This is a genomic window from Rhizobium sp. NPDC090279, assembly GCF_044769665.1.
Taxonomy (GTDB): domain Bacteria; phylum Pseudomonadota; class Alphaproteobacteria; order Rhizobiales; family Rhizobiaceae; genus Rhizobium.
Window position 1 is genome coordinate 471,553 of record NZ_JBIVYI010000006.1, and the last position, 18,902, is coordinate 490,454.

An 18,902-nucleotide genomic window follows, 5' to 3' on the forward strand; every position below is an offset into this window, starting at 1 on the left:
AAGCGCGGAGGCATCAATTCAAGACCAGCCCCTCGGTAGCCGGGCCTGCATACGGCCGGCGCAGCACTCATCAGGCTGTTTCGATCGTCTTGGTGTTGACGGTGATCGCGCGGCCGGCGAACCAGCCGTTGATCGCGGCGCCGAGGCCGAGCAGCACGAACAATACGGAACTCCAGGCAAAGCCTCCTGTCCAACCGTGGATCATGCCGACGACGAGCGGGCCGATCGCAGCGAGCAAGTAACCCACGAATTGCGCCATGCCGGAGAGATGTGCGGCCACATGCGCATCGGGAGAACGCAACACGATGACGGTCAGCGCCACCGCGATCAATCCGCCCTGCCCGATGCCCTGGAGTACGGCCCAGAACCAGACCGTCCAAAGCGGCGCAAAGAGCAGGCCCAGCAAGGCAACGACGGCGATCGCGCAGAGAATGACGTTGATTGCCCGCTGATCTTTACCCCTGACGGCGATATGAGGGGCCACAAGGCATGCGACCGCCTGCACCATGACCGAGGCCGACACGATGACGCCAGCCGTCACGCCATCGAGGCCACGCTCGCGCAGAATCGGGACGAGCCACCCGAAGATGCAATAGGCAAGCGCCGATTGAAGCCCCATGAAAAACGTCACCTGCCAGGCAATGGGATCGCGCCACAGACCGGTTACGCGAAAGCCGCTGCCGCGCGTCTGGCTGCGCGTTCCAATCACCTGTGGCAACCAGAGAAGTCCGACGGCCAAGGCAGGCAAGGCCCAGACGGCGAGCGCGCCGCCCAGCGAGCCACCAAGAGCATGCTCGGCCGGAAGCGTGAGCCCGGCCGCACTCGCAGCGCCAGCGCACAGCGCCATCGTGTAGCAACCCGTCATGAGGGCCGCCTTATCCGGAAAATCGCGCTTGACCACGCCTGGCAACAACACATTGCCGATCGCAATACAGGCGCCGGCCAATGCGGTCCCCAGGAACAACAGGGAGATCGAGGAAAAGCCTCGCAATGCCGTGCCAAGTGCAAGCAGAAGGATCACGCCCAGCAGGACACGTTCGGTTCCCACACGCTGCGCAAGCCGTGGTGCAAACGGTGAAAACAGCCCCATGCAGACGACAGGCAATGTCGTCAGGATACTGGTACCGAAAGCGGAAAGGCCAAGTCCGGTACGGATTTCCGGCAGAAGTGCCGACGCACTGGAGAAGACCGGCCTCAGATTATAGGCGATCAGCACAAGGCTCGCACCCAGCAGAAACCTGCCGATCGGCGATTTGCCTCCATGTGGCTGCGGCGCGGGAATTTCATCGACCTCGGCGTCGATCAATTCGACGGAGGCGGGGTTCTGCGAAGGCATGGTCATGACATAAGCAACCGATCAAGAGTAGCAATAATGGGAGCCATGAAGCGGCGCACGGCGATATCGGCCGACTCGGGATTACCGGTTTCGATGGCATCGACGATGGCTATATGCGCCTGCATATCCGGCTCGGGGATATCTTCGCCGAGTGTCGCCTCGATGGTCTCGGCAATCGAAAGAGAGAAGAACTCGTAGATTTCGATCATGGCACTGTTCTGCGAGGCCGCGACGACGGCCCTGTGGAAGGCGAGGTCTCGCTCTATGAACGTGGCCGTGTCACCGGCATAGTTGCCGCGCGCCACCAGCAAGGCACGCAATTGCAGGACGACTTCCGGGGAATGGCGAAGAGCGGCGAGCCGGGCAGCTTCGACCTCCAGGGCAAGCCGGGTCTCGAACTGGTCTCTCAATCCGGCGCGGCGCGCCATGTCAAGCGGACGACGGACATCCGTGTTCGACCGAACATAGGTTCCCGACCCCTGCCGCGTCTCGAGATAGCCCTGGGACACCAGCACCCTCACCGCCTCGCGGACCGTGCCGCGACTGACTGACAGCATGGATGAGAGGGAGGCTTCGTTGGGCAGCTTTTCGCCGACAAGCCAGCGACGGCCAGTGATTTCGCCGCGAATTGCCTCGACGGCCGTATCCGCGAGCGTAGTTTTGATCAGAGCGCGCATATTGGATTTCATCAAATCATCAGATGACTTTATCATTTAGTCAATCGGCGATCCTCAGTCAATCATATTTTCAGTGAGGCGAACGATCGGCTAAAGTAATTCCAGGAAAACTGCGTAGCGGTTTTCCTGGAATTGCGTAAAGGCAAAGGGATAGTGCGTTTTCGCGGTTGGAAGAAACGCGGAAAGGTTCTAGCCGTATCGCTTGGCTTTTCGAAGAAGAGCAACAGGCCAAGTCCTAGTAGACCCGCCGCCGCGCCGATAAGCGCCGTTCCGGAATAATTGCTGAACCTGCCAAAGCAAAATATCAACTGCGCCGACATGCGGCAGGGCGCTATCGGATGACGCCGCGCCGCGCCATGACTGCCAGGCCGACAACGGCCACCAGGGAAAATGCCGCCGGTAGATAGAAAACATTGGGAAGCCCGAGATAGGCGACCCCGACACCGCCGACACCACCACCGAGGGCACTCGCAAGCGCCGAAGAGCTCATGAAGATCGCCGATGCGGTTGCGACAGCATTGGGCAGAAGGCGCTGGGCAACGATCAGGCCCAGAACCATGTAGAGCCCCCAGACGCCGCCCATCAGAATTTGCCCGACAAACATGCCGATGGCGCTTGGCCAGGCAGCAAAACACAAATTGGCGACGACGCCGAAAGCTGCCGCCATGCACATGAGCCAAAGAGTTCCGATCCGCCGCGCCAGCATGACGCTGAACGGCATCAAAAGCAGCTCGATCAGCGGCTGCGTTCCGATGACCGCGCCCCGCACGCCGGGTTCGATCCCGAGTTGCTGCTCCATATAAAGCAGAAGGAAGCCGTATTTGATCGGCTCGCCGGCATAGACGAGAATGTAGAGCCCGGTAAATGCCAACAGCGGCAGCATATCGGACAGATGCGTCGGCGTAGCCACATCCGTCGCATGGCTTGCTCTTGGCTTGTGGCTAGCCGAGACCTGCATGGTTCCCAACGGAATGATCTGCGCGAGGAAACAGATTGCCGTTGCCCAAAACATGGTACGCAGACCCGTTTCCGCCGCGAGCCAGGCGCCTAGGAATGGGCCGACGACCCAACCTGCCGTCAAGGCAATTCGAACGATTGCGACGACGCTTTCGTTTGCTCCCTCCACGCTCCTGCTCAAATCATCGTGGATGGCGGTAAAGAGCTGCGAGGTCGCAGAGCCGGAGAAGCCAAGAACAACGGCGCCGATGACGAACGGTATCCACGGCGCGTTGGAAACAGCGAAACCCGCCCATCCGAGAGCCCCGGCGAGAGCGCACAGCCGAAAGAGGCCAAGACGCCGGCCGGTCCTGTCGGAGTAGCTACCCACCAGGTAGCCCGCAACCGGCGCGGCAAGGCCGGTCAAATAATAGAGCCCCGCCACAGGCAGGGACGTGCCGAGTTCCTTCACGAGGAAGACGACGATCTGCGGCAGCGAAGCCGATGTTCCGAGCCCGGAGAGGAACAGAGCAAGCGTTGCGCCGCGATAGAGTGGCGAGGCCCATACCTGCTGAAGCGCGGTAGCTCTGCTGGAGGTCGTCGAGGATTGCACTTCCATGGGATCAAAATCCATAGTAACCGGTTACTGTCTTGCGTATTCCGCTTCACCAGTGTTGTCAATGTCCGACGAACCATATTGAGGAGAGCACGATTGGGTGGCGCAACAACCGGCGCAAAAAGCATACGTGATGTGGCGCGCGCTGCCGGCGTATCCGTCGCCACCGTATCGCGTGTCATGGCTGGGACCAGCTACCCCGTCGCCGAAACGACGCGTGCAAAGGTGCTGGAGGCGGCCCGCTCCCTGGGCTTCGTGCCAAATGCTCTGGCCCGAAGCCTCGCCCGCGCACGAAGCGACAGCATCGGCGTCGTGGTTCCCAGGCTGATCAACCCCTACTACGCAGCCATGATCGAAGGGATAGACAGCGCGGCACAGACGCAAGGTCTTTCCATGCTCCTCAGCCTAACCGCAGGCGACGAGGCGCGGCGCGAAACGGCGATCAGTGAACTGCTCGCCCGGCGCGTCGATGGACTTATCATATGCGCAGGCGCGGATGACCACGTGCCGGGACGCTCCGCCGAAACGCTCGGCGTCCCCGCCGTGTTGATTGGTCGACAACCCAACGGCGGCTTTCCGCTGATCACCACCGACAACCGGCAGGCGGGCTTTACCGCCACTGAATATCTGTGGAGCCTTGGCCATCGCCGGTTTGCATATCTGACGAGCCACGAGAGCTGGCACGACTTCCATGATCGCGCCCTCGGCATGTTCGATTATCTCGGGACAAGGAGCGAGGAGTACGAGGCGCGGATATTCGACGGGATTATCACCGAGGCGGATGCCTATCGCAGCGTTCGGGAGGCCTATGCATCCGGACTGAAAGCAACGGCCGTGCTCGCGTCTACCGATCGACATGCCCTGGGCGCACTGGCCGCGCTTGCCGATGCTGACTATCGCGTGCCCGATGATGTCGCCGTCATGGGTTTCGATGACTATGTGACGAGCGCCTACGTTCGACCGTCGCTAACCACAATGCAGATGCCAGCGGAAACCATGGGTCGCATGGCCGTGGCGAAGCTGCGCGCCCTGCTCGACGGCGGCGTTGAGGTCGAAGATCTCACACTCCAGGCAACGTTGATCGAACGGGGCTCGACCAGAAGAATCTAGTTGCCGAATGGTGCCGTCCCCAATCGCCTAGGGAACCATTGCCTGGTTAGATTTCGGTCCCGCAGGACAAATTAAACACCACGAAAATTCTTGCAGACGAGGGCAGCAGATCCTTGAAGAAGTTTTTCCGCCGCGGCCTTGCCCGCCCGCTCTTTAGCTCGGCATCGCCCGCGAATAGGCAGCCAGGATGAAACGTTCGGCCTGGAACAGATATTTCTCCAGCGCATCGGCTGCGCTCGCCGGTGAGCCCTCCTCGAGATGCGAAAGGATGGTCGCGTTCTGGCCGACATAGGGAGCGTGCAGATATTCCGGATCGCGTATCAGGCCGAAGACGAGACGCAACTCCAGGGAGATCTGCGCATAGAAGGCGGAAAGCCGAGGACTGTCGGCGAGTTCCACGATCGCGGCATGAAAAGCGATATCGGCGCTGCCGACTTCCAACCATTCGCCGAGATCGCGATGCCGGATGGCGGTCTCGATGGCAGATCGCATCTTGGCAACGCTCGGATGTCGGTGATGCGCATTGGCAAGCGCCGAACATTCGATCAGGCGACGAATATGGAAGATGTCGATGATCGTCGAGATGCTCGGCGTGGAAACGAAGACGCCGCGATTGGCCTCATGGCGCAGTGCGCCCTCCTTCGTCAGCAGCCGGAAAACCTCGCGCAGCGTATTGCGAGAGACCTGCAGCTCGTCACAAAGAGCCGCCTCGGACAGATGACTGCCCGGCGACAGCGTGCCGTTGATCACACGCTCGCGGATGCGGGCAGCCGTCATTTCCGCAACCGTCTGACCGGTCTCCGCCACCGTCGTCGGCTCGATGCTCGCAAGATTTGTCTGCTTCATTTGTTCTCCTGACGCTTGCGCTCAATCGTTTGCCGATGCCTGCTTGTGACGGAAATGGCCTGGAAACCAGATCCGCAATCCCCTGCCTGCCGCTGTCGGAATGCTCCAACGGAGAGGTCCGTTGGACGATCTTGCGCGAACGCCTCCCCTTTTTTGATTGGCAACACGAAAATTGTTCAACAATATAGACCAGATTGTTGTTTGATGCTATCTCGTGCTCTAACAAATATAAACGGGAACGTGGATACAGGTGCTCATGAGACGCTTGTTTTGGAGAAAAACGTTACCTGGCCTTGCCAGGCTCGAACGGGTGCGGGCGCGAGCATGCTAGCATCCGATCTTAACGGCGATCCCGGCGAGGGTTTCAGCATGTCGAAAGCAGAGAGCGACGGCGCTGCCGTCTCGGATGCCATGATTGATCTTCCCAATACCGAGGCAAACGCATGACCAAAGCTACAGGCGACAACAAGCCGCTTCTGTCTGTAGCGGAGTTGACTGTCCGGTTCGGCGAAAACCGCGTGGTCGAGGGGCTTTCCTTTTCGGTCGAGCCGGGCAGAACGCTTGCGGTCGTCGGCGAATCCGGCTCAGGCAAATCGGTGACCTCGCTTTCGATCATGCGCCTGGCCGACATGATGGGCGCGCGCTTCGAGACCGGCAACATCCTCTTCAACGGCAAGGACCTGCTGAAGCTCTCGCAGAAGGACATGCGCTCCGTCCGCGGCAAGGAGATCGCCATGATCTTCCAGGAGCCGATGACCTCCCTCAACCCTGTTTTCACCATCGGCGACCAGATCTGCGAAGTCCTTCTTCTGCATGAGAACATCGGCAAATCCGCCGCCATGGCCGAGGCACGGCGTCTGCTTGAAATGGTGCGCTTGCCGGATGCCGAGGCGCTGTTGAAGCGCTATCCGCATCAGTTGTCCGGCGGCATGCGCCAGCGCGTCATGATTGCCATGGCGCTTGCCTGCCGACCGAAACTGCTGATTGCCGACGAGCCGACGACGGCGCTCGACGTGACGATCCAGGCGCAGATCCTCAACATCATGCGGGATCTGCAGAAGGATCTCGGCATGGGCATGATCTTCATCACCCACGACATGGGCGTGGTTGCCGAAATGGCCGACGACGTCGTGGTGATGTGGAAAGGCAAGAAGGTCGAGGAAGGCCCGGTTCGCGAGATCTTCGCCAATCCCAAGCACCCCTATACGAAAACGCTCCTGGCTGCGGTGCCGAAACTCGGCAGCATGATCGGTCAGGATTTTCCAAAGCGCATGCCGTTGACCGTGCTCGACGGCAGCGAGCCGAAAGTCGTCGGCGAGGAACGGGTACAAGATACCGCCCGCTACGACCAGCCGCCGTTGCTATCGGTACGCGACCTCTTCGTGCGCTTCGATATCAGAAAGAACCTGTTCGGCCAGGTCACGCATCGCTGCAGCGCCGTCCAGAAGGTCGCTTTCGACATCCATCCCGGCGAGACGCTGGCCCTCGTCGGCGAATCCGGCTCCGGCAAATCGACGATCGGCCGCACCATTCAGCAATTGCAGAAGGCGCTGTCGGGCGAAATCACCTTCAACGGCAAGAGCTTCGCCGCCATGTCAGGCGCGGAGCGTTTCCGCCTGCGGCGCGACGTGCAGTATATTTTCCAGGACCCCTTCGCTTCGCTCGACCCGCGCAAGACTGTGGGATTCTCGATTGCGGAACCGATCAACACCCATGGTATCATCTTGGGATCGAAGGAGGTTCGTCGCCGGGTGGACGAGCTTCTGGAGCGTGTCGGCCTGGCGTCCGCCCACGCCGATCGCTATCCGCATGAGTTCTCCGGCGGCCAGCGCCAGCGCGTCTGCATCGCCCGCGCGCTTGCCTCCAATCCGAAACTCATCATCGCCGATGAGGCACTGTCCGCGCTCGACGTGTCGATCCAGGCCCAGATCATCAATCTGCTGATGGATCTGCAGGCGGAGCGCGAACTCGCCTATCTGTTCATCAGCCACGACATGGCGGTGGTCGAAAAGATCAGCCATCGCGTCGCCGTCCTCTATCTTGGCCAGATCATGGAAATCGGCAGCCGTCGGCAGGTCTTCGAAACGCCGATGCACGCCTATACGCAGCGCCTGATCTCGGCCGTGCCGATCGCCGATCCGACGCAGCAACGTAGAACCGCGCTCATCGAGGGCGAGATCCCCAATCCCGTCCGCCGTGTCGGCGACGAGCCGCAAATCCTGACCCATGAGGAAATCACAGCAGGCCACTTCATCGCCAAGAGCGCCTGAACGACCGCCAACCACCGCATCGATCTGAAGAGGAAACAGGTTCAATGAAAAAAATGAAATGGGGATTGAAGACCGCTCTGACAGCACTTGTCATGTCGAGCGTCGCCATCAGCGCCGCTCCGGCTTTCGCCGCAGGCAAGCTCACGGTGTCGTCGTCGCAGGACCCGGGCAGCTGGGACCCGATCGACACCTTCCTGGTGGCATGGGCTGCAGTCTCGACCAATATCTTCGATGGCCTTACCTATCGCGGACCCGATCTCAAGCTGGTGCCCGGCCTTGCCGAATCCTGGGAAGAGCTGGATCAGGGCAAGCGCATCCGCTTCAAGCTCCGCCACAACGTCAAATTCCATGACGGCGAGCCCTTCAATGCCGAAGCGGTGAAGTTCACCTTCGACCGCCTGCTCGGAGAACAGGGCGCTAAGGGACCGCAGCGTTCGAACTACACCGCGATCGAAAGCGTTGATATCATCGACGACTACACGGTCGACATGAAGCTGAAGACGCCCGATCCGGTTCTGCTGACAAAGCTCGCCGGCTATGGCGCGATGATCGTTCCACCGAAATACATCAAGGAAAAGGGCGAGGATTATTTCAACCTCAATCCGGTCGGCACCGGCGCATTCAAGTTCGTTTCCTATACGCCGAAGGTGAACATCAAGCTCGAAGCCAATCCGGATTATTGGGGCGGCGCGCCAAAGCTTTCCGAGCTCGAATTTCGCTTCATCAGCGAGCCGGCGACAGCGGTTGCCGAGCTTCAGGCGGGCCGCGTCGATATCGTCATCCCGCCGACCATTCCGATCGGCATGCTCCCGGTCATCCAGGGCGACTCCAAGCTTGAGATCGCCAGCGTTCCCGGCCCGACGGTCGATGCGCTGCGCTTCAACACCCGCGACGGTATCACCGCTGATCCGCGCGTGCGCAAGGCGATCATCATGGCCGTCGACCGCGACACGATCGTCAAGTCGATTCTCGCAGGCCAGGGAACCGAGATCGTCAGCTTCCAGAATTCCCTGTCCTTTGGCTATGATCCCGACCTTAAGCCGCTTCCTTACGACCCCGCAGGCGCCAAGAAGCTGCTCGCCGATGCCGGTGTTAAGGCCGGTGCCGCAATCCAGATCGACATCCGCGGCAATGATGCCACGATGAACGAAGTGGCGCAGGTCGTGGCAAGCTATCTGCAGATGGTCGGCCTCACCGCCACCATCAAGCCCTATGAAACCAACGTTCTGCTGAACGACATCATCCCGCAGGGCAAGACCGGCGCGATGTTCCAGCAGAAATGGGGCGGCTGGACCTTCGACTACGACAACACCGCCTATTCGATGTACCACTCGGGCGAAAAGTGGAACCCGTACGAGAAGGACACGACGCTGGACAAGCTGCTGGAATCGCAGCGTCCGCTCACCGATCGCGCCGAGCGCGAAAAGGTGCTCAAGGAGATCGGCAAATATGTCGCCGACAAGGCGCTGGAACTGCCGCTCTACAACAGCAACGCGATCTATGGCGTCAGCAAACGGGTCAAGGGCTTCGTGCCCGCACCGGATACCCGCATCAAGCTGAACGAAGTCACCGTCGACTAATCATCAGGTAGGACGCCGCCGGCTCGGTCGGCGGCGTCGTCCGAAAGCTCTCGGGGTAAGAACGTGGCCGGTTTTCTCATCAAGCGATTGCTGCAGGCGATTTTCGTCGTGATCGCGATCACCCTTCTCGTCTCATTCGCCATCCGCCTGACGGGCGACCCTGCCGTGATGATGTTTCAGGGCGGCGGCAGCATGACGGAAGACGATCTCCAGCGCATTCGCACCGCACTCGGCACGGATCAACCTTTCCTCGTGCAATACTTCACCTTCCTGAAGGGACTGCTGACGCTCGATTTCGGCCGCAGCTTCACAGGCGGCACGCCGGTTTCCCAGCTGATTGCCAATGCTCTGCCGGCAACGCTGCTGCTCGCCTTCATCTCCATGGTGGTCTCGATCGCGCTCTCTATTCCGCTCGGGATCAAGGCGGCAACGGCGCGCGGCAAGACGGCGGACCAGATCATCCGCGTTCTCTCGCTGCTCGGCCTCTCCTTCCCGAACTTCTGGCTGGCGCTCATGATGGTGCTCTTGTTTTCCATCACGCTCGGCTGGTTGCCGCCAAGCGGCATGGTTGGGATTTCGAGCTATGTCATGCCGGCGGTGACCATGGGCGTGATCCTGACGGCAACCAATGTCCGCCTGGTGCGCACCGCCATGCTGGAAACGTTGCAGTCGCAATATATCATGGTTGCGCGAGCCAAGGGCCTGAGCGAAACCAAGGTGCTCTACAAGCATGCGCTGCGCAATTGCGCGATACCGCTCATCACCTATTTCGGTATCCAGTTCGGCGGCCTGCTCGGCGGCATCGTCGTCATCGAGCGCGTCTTCAATTGGCCCGGTCTCGGGACGCTGGCATTCGACGCCGTCGGCGCCCGCGACTACCCGGTGTTGCAGGGCGTGATCACCGTGCTGGCGTTGTTCATCGTCGGCGTCAACCTTCTCGTCGATATCGCCTATGGCCTCGTCGACCCACGTATCCGCACGGAGTAACGCCCATGGCAGCCACGATCTCACGCCGTTCGCGTTTCCTGAGCTTCGAGTTCATAGTTGGAGCGCTCATCACTGTCGTCATCTGCCTTGCCGTGCTGCTCTCCGACGTCCTATTTCCCGGCGGCGCTGAGAAAATCGACCTGATGGCGCGGCTTGCCAGGCCCTTCGCCAGCTTCGCCCATCCCTTCGGCACCGATCCACTGGGACGTGATGTGCTTGCCCGCGTCGTCGCGGGCGGCAAGATATCGCTGACGGTCGGCCTTATTTCCGTGATCGGCGGCGTTGTTCTCGGTGTGCTTGTGGGGCTTGCCGCGGGCTATTACCGCGGCATCTGGGATATGATCCTCATGCGCTTCGCCGATATTCAGCTTGCCATGCCCTTCATTCTGCTGGCGATCACCTTCATCGCCATCGTCGGCGGCAGCCTGACCAACACCATCATCCTGCTGATCGTTTCGCAATGGGTGCAATATGCCCGCCTCGTGCGCGGTTCGGTGCTCAGCCTGCGCGAGCGGGAATTTATCCTGTCGGCACGCGCGATCGGCGTCAAAGACTGGCGCATCATCTTCCAGCATCTGCTGCCGAACCTTGTCGGGCCGGTGATCGTACTGATGACGCTGAACATCGCCAATAACATTCTGCTGGAAAGCAGCCTGACCTTCCTTGGAATGGGCGTCGATCCCACCATTCCGAGCTGGGGCGGCATGTTGGCCGATGGCCGCACCTATCTGCAGACGGCCTGGTGGGTCAGCCTCTTCCCAGGCCTCGCAATCCTTTTGACCGTGCTTGGCCTCAATCTCCTCGGCGACTGGCTGCGCGACAGCCTCGACCCTACTGGCAGAACGACAAGGTGACATCATGACCATGATTTTCGAAAGAAGCTTTGAGCGCACGCTCGCACGCCTCGTCGCCAATGCCACGGCCGGCCAGAGTTTCGAGGCTTGGACCTTCGATGATAGGGAAAGCCGCCAGGAGGCTGAGCGCAGACTCAAGGAAAAGGGCGTGCAAGCACGCATTCGCGGCGCCTATAAGCCGCTGGTCAACGCCTTCATCGAAGAGATCGATCTGCAGGATGTAAAGGCGATCGAAGTCCGCTATCCCGTCCATCCCAATGCACCGGAAAACCGCTTCAGGCTTGAAGCCTATCCGCTTGCAGCCATGGTCGGAAATCGCGCGATCACCTTCGTCGCAAGAGCTGACAGCGACTTTCACTATGACGTTCTTTTGAAGAGCGTTGCGGGCAACGAGCGTCGGTTGAAGGTGCTGGTGCCCAATCGCATCCATATCGATGCAGCCGGTGAGACGAGCGTTTCCCCGACCGGTTGGCTGGTTCGAGACGATGCCGCCGCTGGTCAGCGGCTGGCTACGCACTACGAAGAGCTGTTCGAAGACACCATCGCGGCAATAAAGCACTTCGACTGGGGCGCAACCGAGCCCTATTTCGAGGAGCTCAATATCCGCGTTTCCCTGCCGGCGACGGATGAGGCTTTGCCTGTGGGCGATGAAGTCATGAGCCTCCGGGAAGCGTTGCATGAGGACTTTTATTTCTCGCTGCTCGAATTCTTCCAGAAGAAGTCCAGCCGGCCGCTGGGCGATCGCGGGTTGAAGCCGGGGCAAATCGTTCCGCAGATCCTGCCATCCTCCGGCGAGGTCTCTGTCAAAGTCGAAACGCAGCCGCTATCCACTCGCTACTGGGATGGAGCGGAGCAGCCGATCGAGACGGCGGCGGAACCTCTGGCCGTGCGGCAGATCGAAGCCGCACTCGACGGGATCGGCGGCGAGGTATTTGAGGCAATGACCCGCTCCGGCCGCACGGTTCGGGCACGCTATATCAAGGGCCGTGATGCGGCCGTGATGATCAGCGGCGGACAGCACGCCAATGAGACGACTGGAGGCGCGGGTGCGCTGCGGGCTGCGCAACGGCTCACCGGGATCGAAGGCGCACACTTCACTATCTCGCCGCTCGAAAATCCCGACGGCTACGCGCTGCATCAGCGACTGCGCCAGGATAGCCCTCGCCATATGTATCATGCCGCCCGCTATACCGCGCTCGGCGACGACCTCGAGTACCGCAGCGAGGACAGTGCCGGCCCATATCTCTTTGAAAAGAAAATCCGCATCCAGGCTGAAAAGCTGAGTGGTGCGCAGCTGCATGTCAACCTGCATGGCTATCCGGCCCATGAATGGACCCGCCCGCTTTCAGGCTACGTCCCTCGTAATTTCGCCATGTGGACGCTGCCGAAAGGCTTTTTCCTGATTGCACGCTATCATTCCGGCTGGGCGGGTCAGGCGGAGCAGCTTCTCGACAAGGTCACCAGACACCTTGGCGCCATCCCCGGCCTTCTGGACTACAATGACCGCCAGATCGCGCTCTACGAAACCCATGCCGGCGAAACGGGCTTCCGCATTATCAACGGTTTCCCCTGCCTCGCCGATATCGACGATCGCCACACGGTGCCAATGACCTTGATCACCGAATATCCGGATGAGACCATCTATGGCGACGGGTTTATCGCCGGCCATACCGCCCAGATGGAAACCGTGCTTTCGGCCTATCGCGCCTGGCAGGAGATCATGGCTTCGAGCTAGGTCGGGCGGATCATGTCGAGAAGTGCGGTCATGGCGCTGGACGTATAGGCGTCCGAGCGGCGAACGAAGAGCGTATTCACCAGCGACCGCTCCGGCGGAACCTCATGGATCGCGACCCTGCCATCCTGACGCGCGGCAGCTACAACGCCCTTCGGCAGAAGGGTAACGCCGACGCCCGCCGACACGCAGCTGATGATCGTATCGAGGGAGCCAAATTCCAGCGGCTTCGACGTCACGATCCCCATGTCGGCGAGAAGCGACTCCAGCCGCTGCCGATAGGAACATCCGATCTGGAAAACGATGGTCTTCAGATCGGCGACCTTGACCAAATCCGACATCGCCCGAATGGCGGGCGATGTCACCAGAACGAGCTCCTCCTGAAAGATCACCTCGTGATCCAGATCCGGATGGCTGACGGGACCCGCCACGAAGGCACCCTCGACCCGGCATGAAACGACATCGTCGATGAGCCTGCGGGTCGTACCGGTTGTGACAACGAGGCGGACCTGGGGATAGGTCTTGGCAAACTGGCCCAGCAGCGGCGACAATCGCAACGCCGTGGTTGTCTCCAGGCTGCCGATCGCAAGCGTGCCGCCCGGCTCGCCATCATCCTTGGCGGCAGTGCGCGCATCAGCCAGAAGTTTGGTGATGCGGCCGACGAATGGAAGGATGCGCTCTCCTGCCGGCGTGGTCGATACGCCCCGGGCATGCCGCCGAAACAGGCTGACGCCCAATTCCTCCTCCAGCGCCCGGATACGCGCCGTCACATTCGATTGAACCGTATGCAGCTCCTGCGCCGCCCGGTTCATGCTACCGTGCCGCGATACTGCCTCGAAAACCCTGAGGTCGGACACATCCATAGTTACATATCTCCTTTAGAGATAACTTCTCTCATAATAATTCAATTTTTATGATATATGCAGAGGCGTATTCTCTCAAGCACAGATACCTGAGAGAGTTTCGATGACAGACGCGACGACAGATGAAATTGACCGCAACCACCATGGCACCCGGACGGCATGGCGCGCTATCTTATCGGCATTTTGCGCCTGCTTGATCGGCATCGGGCTTGCGCGCTTCGCCTACACGCCACTTCTGCCTGCCATTGTCGATGCGCATTGGTTCGAAGCCTCCGCCGCCGCCTATCTCGGTGCGGCCAATCTTTCCGGCTATCTGGCAGGCGCATTGCTCGGACGGCCGGTCGCCATGCGGCTTTCGACCGTTTCCACACTCAGGATCATGATGCTTGCCACGACGGCAGCATTCTTCGCCTGCGCCTTTCCCTTGAGCTTCCTGTGGTTCTTCGCCTGGCGCTTCGCGGCCGGCTTTGCGGGTGGCGCCTTGATGGTACTGGCGGCACCGACCGTGCTGCCGATGATAGCGCCCTCGCGCCGAGGGCTTGCCGGCGGTGTGATCTTCATGGGTATCGGCGCGGGCGTGGCATTGTCTGGCACGCTGGTGCCGCTGTTACTGCAGCAGGGGCTGAGCAACACCTGGCTTGGCCTCGGCGCACTCTCCCTGCTGCTGACCATCATTGCCTGGGTCGGATGGCCGCAGGAGAATGAGGCAGCCCCTGCTCCACAACGCCATTTCGCCCATGTGCCGGCCCGCGGGACGTTGCGCGCCCTCTATGTTGAATATGCCTTGAATGCGGCAGGCTGGGTTCCCCACATGATTTTCCTCGTCGATTTCGTCGCGCGGGGAATGGGGAAAGGCCTGCAGGTGGGTGCGGAATATTGGGTGCTGTTCGGGATCGGCGCGACGGTCGGGCCGATCCTTGCCGGCCATCTTGCCGATCGTACCGGCTTCGGTGCCGCCATGCGGTTTGCCTTCCTACTCGAGGCGGTCGCGGTCGCCATTCCTGCCTTTGGCCTCGGGCAGGCGTGGCTCATCGTCTCGAGCCTGGTGGTGGGCGCATTCGTGACCGGAACCGTGCCACTGATGCTGGGTCGGATCGCCGAGTTGCTGCCGCATCACCCCGCACAGCAGAAAGCGGCCTGGAGCCTGGCCACCGTTTTCTTCGCCCTGTTTCAAGCGGCTGCCGCCTACGGGCTCTCCTTCGTCTTCGCCCGCAGCGGCGGAAACTACCAGCAGCTCTTTTTCATCGGGACGGCGGCGATGGTCCTGGCGCTCACGATCGACCTTGCCGCCGCGGTGCTCTTCCGCGCACCCCAGCAACGACAGGACGCGGTCGACCCCCACGGCAACCGACCGACAGCAACAGGAGACTAGACAATGACTGCAGCCACAACCGAGATTACCGGTGCCGAGAACAGAATTGGCGACGGCGGCGCCCTCGACGCCCTCGTCGATTTCTACCGCGCCTTCAACACCGGCGATCTGGATAGCCTGGCCGCCAATTGGGCCGATGGCGACACGCCCAGCATGGATAACCCGATTGGAGGAATCCGCCGTGGGTGGCCGTCGATCCGTGCGGGTTATGCCAAGCTGTTCAGCGGGAAAGCGACGATCCAGGTCGCCTTCCATGATTTCACCGGCCAGGGCGGCAGCGATTGGCACCTCTTCGTCGGGCGTGAGAAAGGAACCTGCACGACGGTAGACGGGAGCATCGAACTTCGCATTCGCACGACGCGCTGGTTCACCAGGATCAACGGTGTCTGGCGTCAACTTCACCACCATGGCTCCATCGAGGAACCCGCGCTGCTCGCCGCTTATCAGACACTCATCTTCGGCACGCCACTGCAACACCCGGCCTAGAAGGCCGTCGCAAGATTTTGCTCCTCGCTGCGTATCGTGCCCACATGGCGCCAAAGTTTCGGGCGACTTGAGATTTATGAAGCACTTTCTGCTCTTGCTAGCCAGCCTGTCTGTCATCTGCCTGATGTCGAGCGCGCCACGAGCGCAAACGCAAGGCTTTGTCGGCGCCGATCATCAGCAGATCGTTGATGGCAAGGGCCAGCCGCTCATCCTGCGCGGTCTGGGTCTCGGAGGTTGGATGGTACAGGAGGGCTATATGATGGGCCTCGCCAACCTGAAGGCTCAGCACGTCATTCGCCACCGCATCTCCGAAGTCATCGGCGAGAAAAAGACCGAGCGGTTCTATCGATCCTGGCGCGACAATGGCGTAACGAAAGCCGATATCGACGCGATGGCCCAATGGGGCTTCAACAGCGTCCGCCTGCCGATGCACTGGAAGCTGTTCATCAAGGGCGAGCGAGGCAAGGCCGGCTCGAGGGATATCGTCTGGAACGAAGAGGGCTTTCGCCGGGTCGACGCGCTGATCGGCTGGCTGAAAGCCAATCATATGTATCTGATCCTCGATCTCCATGCGGCACCCGGCGGCCAGGGTCACGATATTGCCATTTCCGACCGCGATCCGAACAAACCATCGCTCTGGCATAGCGAAGAAAATCAGGCGATGATGATCGCGCTGTGGAGCGAGATCGCGCGTCGCTACAAGGACGAGACCACGATCGCGGGGTATGATCTGCTCAACGAGCCGAATTGGGGCTTTCAGGACGAGAGCGACAAGGGCGGTTGCCGCGAAACCGAAAACAAGCCGCTGCGCGACATCTACCAACGCACCATCCGCGCAATCCGCGCGATCGATACCAATCATATGCTTGTTATCGAAGGCAATTGCTGGGGCAATAATTATGCCGGCGTGCTGCCAATCGAGGATCGCAACACGACACTCAGCTTCCACAAATACTGGACGCCGACCACGCAGGAATCGATCGAACCATTCCTGAAGCTGCGGCAGCAATATGACATGCCGCTATGGAACGGCGAATCCGGCGAAAACAACAACGACTGGTACGCCCGCGCCGTCACATTGCAGGAGAAGAACGGCATCGGCTGGTCATGGTGGCCCTTGAAGAAAATAGGTGCCGGCAATCCGCTGGAGATCAAGTCGAATGACAGCTACAACCGGTTGACGGCCTATCTTCGTGGAGAGGGCAAAAGGCCTTCGGCAAAGGATGCCTTCACGGGCCTGATGCAGCTTGCGACCGACAGCCGCTACGACAGGAATATCCATCATCAGGGCGTGGTCGGCGCATTGATGGGGCCTTCGCGCACATCAGGCGCATCCGACTAGGCGCGCAATTTCAGCAAGACATGTTCTGAATTCCCGGATTTGTTCTACCCCATCACATGCCGAATGGTTTTCGACAGGCGTAGCAGAAACTGAGGCCGCGACGAGCTTCCAGGAAAGAACGGCTTTCGCCATTTTCCGGGGAAGGACACCGACCGAGAGGAACCAGGTCGCCAGCATCACACGACGCCTTCGCGACGCATTCATCTTCAGGCTGGCAATCACGCCGGCGACGGCGAGAGAAAGCCTGGAATCGCCGGTGACGGGGTGCCTGTCCCTATCGATGCAAAGCGATGCCAGACACTCCTCCAAATGTACGGCGTCGCGCAATCCGGCATCGTCAGGCACATCCAATCCGATCTCCGCCGCCTGATCCGACAAGGCCTCAAGCCGGCGAAAATCATGCTCTATGCGCCAGCGCGCGCTGGCCGAGCTTTTCCGCAAAGACGGAATGGTTCGCGCCGTGCATGCGATGGGCGCCGAGGCAATCTTCGATGGACGTAACCTCGCCATGCAGCGGCGTGACCGCGACAAGATATCCATCGGCGCCCTGCCGGAACTCCGGCTCCGGGACCGGCATGACCGCCGTTCACCTCGCGTAGACATGTCTTTGTTCGCGGACCGTAGGAGGCAATGATGTCAGCGGTCGTATCGGTCGATGCGTCGTCGACGACGATGACTTCGGTATCGTCGTAGTCCTGTTCCAATGCACTGTCGATGCTGCGCCTCAGAAAGTGCGCGTAGCTGTAGTTTGCAATAACGATGGAAATAGGAATGTGGTCTTGGATGGAATACATCGCATTGAACCTCGCAGTTCTGCTTTGGTCGCGGCGAACCTTCTCATTCAGGTCCTTATAGGAGATCGTTGCTGGCTAGAACATGTCGTGACATGCAGGTCGTGTGTCACGAATATATCAAGCAGTGGATGTTTGGATCATGTCGACCCATCTGCCTGCTCGAGCCTCGTCAGTTTTATGGCCTTTGAATGACCGACGCTCATGAATTGAATGCCGGTCATCCCATCAGCTCGACATTCTCTTCACTTCACCTTGTAGCGTGGAGCTGCGGCGGAGCGTGACAGATTGGGCTTCAGAGCCTGCCGCGCATCCTCATAGGCATTCTGCAGCCCGACGTCTTCGAGAGCGGGGATCGTCACCAGTTCCCCCTGGTCAAAGCCGACCAGAGCAGCGTCGACCATGTCCTCCGTCGACATCACGATCTCGGATGGCAGATGCTCGACGTTGACGCCGGCGACCGCCCAGAACTCCGTCGCGGTCGCGCCGGGCAGAACTGCCTGTACGCGAATATTCTTGTCCGCCAGCTCATGTTTCAGGGATTGGCTGAAAGCGAGAACAAAGGCTTTCGTGCCGCCATAAACGCCATTCAGCAGTTCCGGCGCGATCGCGACGATCGACGCAATATTGATGACGGAACCGCCACCGCGCTGAACAAAGCCGGGCACGACGGCATAAGTAAGCCGCATCAACGCCGTAACGTTCAGATCGATCATCTGCTGCATCCTGTCGACATCCGCCTCCAGCAGGGGGGCTGCTCCGCCAAAACCGGCATTGTTGACGAGAAGCGTGATCGCTTCATCCGTCTTGAGCACATGTTCGATGCGGCGCAGATCGCTCTGAGAGCCCAGATCCGCGGCAATGACTTCGACATTTCGCCCCGTCTCCGCGCGCAGCTGAGCCGCGATCGCCGAAAGCCGCTCCTCATTGCGTGCCACGAGGATGAGGTCGAAACCCCGATTGGCAAGCCGATGCGCGTAAACAGCGCCAATACCCGATGAAGCGCCCGTTACCAGTGCTTTGCCCAATGAATTTGTCATAGTCTCCATTCCTTGTCCTGCGGCGTTGCTATCCCGCGTGCCATGACAATACGCGCGAAAGTCT

The 18,902-nt window shown here is 60.3% G+C and carries 16 protein-coding genes and 1 pseudogene; 10 read left to right on the top strand and 7 right to left on the bottom strand.

Going from position 1 to position 18,902, the window contains the following annotated elements:
- Nucleotides 1-70 precede the first annotated feature (70 nt).
- The 3 genes from ACIQWP_RS17935 to ACIQWP_RS17945 all read right to left on the bottom strand — a co-directional run bounded on the left by ACIQWP_RS17935 (nt 71) and on the right by ACIQWP_RS17945 (nt 3,568).
- Nucleotides 71-1,342: a CynX/NimT family MFS transporter gene (locus ACIQWP_RS17935; RefSeq protein ID WP_402789774.1), complete on the bottom strand. Its 1,272-nt coding sequence runs from the start codon at nt 1,340-1,342 to the stop codon at nt 71-73.
- Nucleotides 1,339-2,013, bottom strand: coding sequence for a FadR/GntR family transcriptional regulator (locus ACIQWP_RS17940; RefSeq protein WP_402789777.1), 675 nt, complete (start codon nt 2,011-2,013; stop codon nt 1,339-1,341). The genes ACIQWP_RS17935 and ACIQWP_RS17940 overlap by 4 nt, the downstream gene beginning before the upstream one ends.
- Nucleotides 2,014-2,344: 331 nt before the next feature.
- Complete coding sequence (locus ACIQWP_RS17945) at nt 2,345-3,568, bottom strand: MFS transporter (RefSeq protein ID WP_402789779.1); 1,224 nt, start codon at nt 3,566-3,568, stop codon at nt 2,345-2,347.
- Nucleotides 3,569-3,661: 93 nt separating this feature from the next.
- Here ACIQWP_RS17945 and ACIQWP_RS17950 point away from each other — a divergent pair, with 93 nt between their 5' ends.
- The gene (locus ACIQWP_RS17950) at nt 3,662-4,675 is read left to right on the top strand and encodes a LacI family DNA-binding transcriptional regulator (RefSeq protein WP_402789782.1); all 1,014 of its coding nucleotides are present in this window, start codon (nt 3,662-3,664) and stop codon (nt 4,673-4,675) included.
- A gap of 153 nt (nt 4,676-4,828) precedes the next feature.
- Here ACIQWP_RS17950 and ACIQWP_RS17955 read toward each other — a convergent pair whose 3' ends face one another.
- Complete coding sequence (locus ACIQWP_RS17955) at nt 4,829-5,521, bottom strand: GntR family transcriptional regulator (RefSeq protein WP_402789785.1); 693 nt, start codon at nt 5,519-5,521, stop codon at nt 4,829-4,831.
- A 324-nt stretch (nt 5,522-5,845) separates the two neighbouring features.
- Between ACIQWP_RS17955 and ACIQWP_RS17960 the strand changes: the two genes are divergently transcribed.
- The 6 genes from ACIQWP_RS17960 to ACIQWP_RS17985 all read left to right on the top strand — a co-directional run bounded on the left by ACIQWP_RS17960 (nt 5,846) and on the right by ACIQWP_RS17985 (nt 12,947).
- Nucleotides 5,846-5,968 (top strand): hypothetical protein, encoded by a 123-nt coding sequence (locus ACIQWP_RS17960; RefSeq protein WP_402789788.1) that lies wholly within the window; start codon nt 5,846-5,848, stop codon nt 5,966-5,968.
- The gene (locus ACIQWP_RS17965; RefSeq protein ID WP_402789791.1) at nt 5,965-7,791 is read left to right on the top strand and encodes an ABC transporter ATP-binding protein; all 1,827 of its coding nucleotides are present in this window, start codon (nt 5,965-5,967) and stop codon (nt 7,789-7,791) included. Before ACIQWP_RS17960 ends, ACIQWP_RS17965 begins: the two co-directional genes overlap by 4 nt.
- 44 nt (nt 7,792-7,835) lie before the next feature.
- On the top strand, nt 7,836-9,371 hold the full coding sequence (locus ACIQWP_RS17970) for an ABC transporter substrate-binding protein (RefSeq protein ID WP_402789794.1): 1,536 nt from the start codon (nt 7,836-7,838) through the stop codon (nt 9,369-9,371).
- A gap of 63 nt (nt 9,372-9,434) precedes the next feature.
- Nucleotides 9,435-10,358 carry an ABC transporter permease gene (locus tag ACIQWP_RS17975; protein ID WP_402789797.1) on the top strand — a complete coding sequence of 308 codons (924 nt, stop codon included), beginning with the start codon at nt 9,435-9,437 and terminating at the stop codon, nt 10,356-10,358.
- A 5-nt stretch (nt 10,359-10,363) separates the two neighbouring features.
- Nucleotides 10,364-11,212 (top strand): ABC transporter permease, encoded by an 849-nt coding sequence (locus tag ACIQWP_RS17980; RefSeq protein ID WP_402789800.1) that lies wholly within the window; start codon nt 10,364-10,366, stop codon nt 11,210-11,212.
- Nucleotides 11,213-11,216: 4 nt separating this feature from the next.
- Entirely contained in the window at nt 11,217-12,947 is a 1,731-nt protein-coding gene (locus tag ACIQWP_RS17985; RefSeq protein WP_402789802.1) for a M14 family metallopeptidase, read from the top strand.
- Here the strand turns inward: ACIQWP_RS17985 and ACIQWP_RS17990 are convergent.
- Nucleotides 12,944-13,807, bottom strand: coding sequence for a LysR substrate-binding domain-containing protein (locus ACIQWP_RS17990; RefSeq protein WP_402789805.1), 864 nt, complete (start codon nt 13,805-13,807; stop codon nt 12,944-12,946). The two genes, ACIQWP_RS17985 and ACIQWP_RS17990, sit on opposite strands and share 4 nt — an antisense overlap.
- Nucleotides 13,808-13,910: 103 nt before the next feature.
- On the opposite strand from ACIQWP_RS17990, the gene ACIQWP_RS17995 reads away from it, so the two are divergent.
- From ACIQWP_RS17995 to ACIQWP_RS18005, 3 genes are all read left to right on the top strand, one after another.
- Nucleotides 13,911-15,179, top strand: a complete 1,269-nt coding sequence (locus ACIQWP_RS17995; RefSeq protein ID WP_402789808.1) for a YbfB/YjiJ family MFS transporter — start codon at nt 13,911-13,913, stop codon at nt 15,177-15,179.
- Between the two features lie 3 nt (nt 15,180-15,182).
- The gene (locus ACIQWP_RS18000; RefSeq protein WP_402789811.1) at nt 15,183-15,665 is read left to right on the top strand and encodes a YybH family protein; all 483 of its coding nucleotides are present in this window, start codon (nt 15,183-15,185) and stop codon (nt 15,663-15,665) included.
- Between the two features lie 76 nt (nt 15,666-15,741).
- Complete coding sequence (locus tag ACIQWP_RS18005) at nt 15,742-17,007, top strand: glycoside hydrolase family 5 protein (RefSeq protein ID WP_402789813.1); 1,266 nt, start codon at nt 15,742-15,744, stop codon at nt 17,005-17,007.
- Nucleotides 17,008-17,051: 44 nt separating this feature from the next.
- On the opposite strand, the pseudogene ACIQWP_RS18010 reads toward ACIQWP_RS18005, so the two are convergent.
- Both ACIQWP_RS18010 and ACIQWP_RS18015 read right to left on the bottom strand, forming a co-directional pair.
- A pseudogene (locus ACIQWP_RS18010) lies at nt 17,052-17,801 on the bottom strand (glycosyltransferase family 2 protein).
- 242 nt (nt 17,802-18,043) lie between these two features.
- Entirely contained in the window at nt 18,044-18,838 is a 795-nt protein-coding gene (locus ACIQWP_RS18015; RefSeq protein ID WP_402789815.1) for an SDR family NAD(P)-dependent oxidoreductase, read from the bottom strand.
- Nucleotides 18,839-18,902: the final 64 nt, after the last annotated feature.

Coding starts and splice junctions, on each gene's coding strand:
- ACIQWP_RS17935 (WP_402789774.1), bottom strand. CDS start 1,342: ATGACCATGCCTTCGCAGAACCCCGCCTCCGTCGAATTGATCGACGCC.
- ACIQWP_RS17940 (WP_402789777.1), bottom strand. CDS start 2,013: ATGCGCGCTCTGATCAAAACTACGCTCGCGGATACGGCCGTCGAGGCA.
- ACIQWP_RS17945 (WP_402789779.1), bottom strand. CDS start 3,568: ATGGAAGTGCAATCCTCGACGACCTCCAGCAGAGCTACCGCGCTTCAG.
- ACIQWP_RS17955 (WP_402789785.1), bottom strand. CDS start 5,521: ATGAAGCAGACAAATCTTGCGAGCATCGAGCCGACGACGGTGGCGGAG.
- ACIQWP_RS17960 (WP_402789788.1), top strand. CDS start 5,846: ATGCTAGCATCCGATCTTAACGGCGATCCCGGCGAGGGTTTCAGCATG.
- ACIQWP_RS17965 (WP_402789791.1), top strand. CDS start 5,965: ATGACCAAAGCTACAGGCGACAACAAGCCGCTTCTGTCTGTAGCGGAG.
- ACIQWP_RS17970 (WP_402789794.1), top strand. CDS start 7,836: ATGAAAAAAATGAAATGGGGATTGAAGACCGCTCTGACAGCACTTGTC.
- ACIQWP_RS17980 (WP_402789800.1), top strand. CDS start 10,364: ATGGCAGCCACGATCTCACGCCGTTCGCGTTTCCTGAGCTTCGAGTTC.
- ACIQWP_RS17985 (WP_402789802.1), top strand. CDS start 11,217: ATGACCATGATTTTCGAAAGAAGCTTTGAGCGCACGCTCGCACGCCTC.
- ACIQWP_RS17990 (WP_402789805.1), bottom strand. CDS start 13,807: ATGGATGTGTCCGACCTCAGGGTTTTCGAGGCAGTATCGCGGCACGGT.
- ACIQWP_RS17995 (WP_402789808.1), top strand. CDS start 13,911: ATGACAGACGCGACGACAGATGAAATTGACCGCAACCACCATGGCACC.
- ACIQWP_RS18000 (WP_402789811.1), top strand. CDS start 15,183: ATGACTGCAGCCACAACCGAGATTACCGGTGCCGAGAACAGAATTGGC.
- ACIQWP_RS18005 (WP_402789813.1), top strand. CDS start 15,742: ATGAAGCACTTTCTGCTCTTGCTAGCCAGCCTGTCTGTCATCTGCCTG.
- ACIQWP_RS18015 (WP_402789815.1), bottom strand. CDS start 18,838: ATGACAAATTCATTGGGCAAAGCACTGGTAACGGGCGCTTCATCGGGT.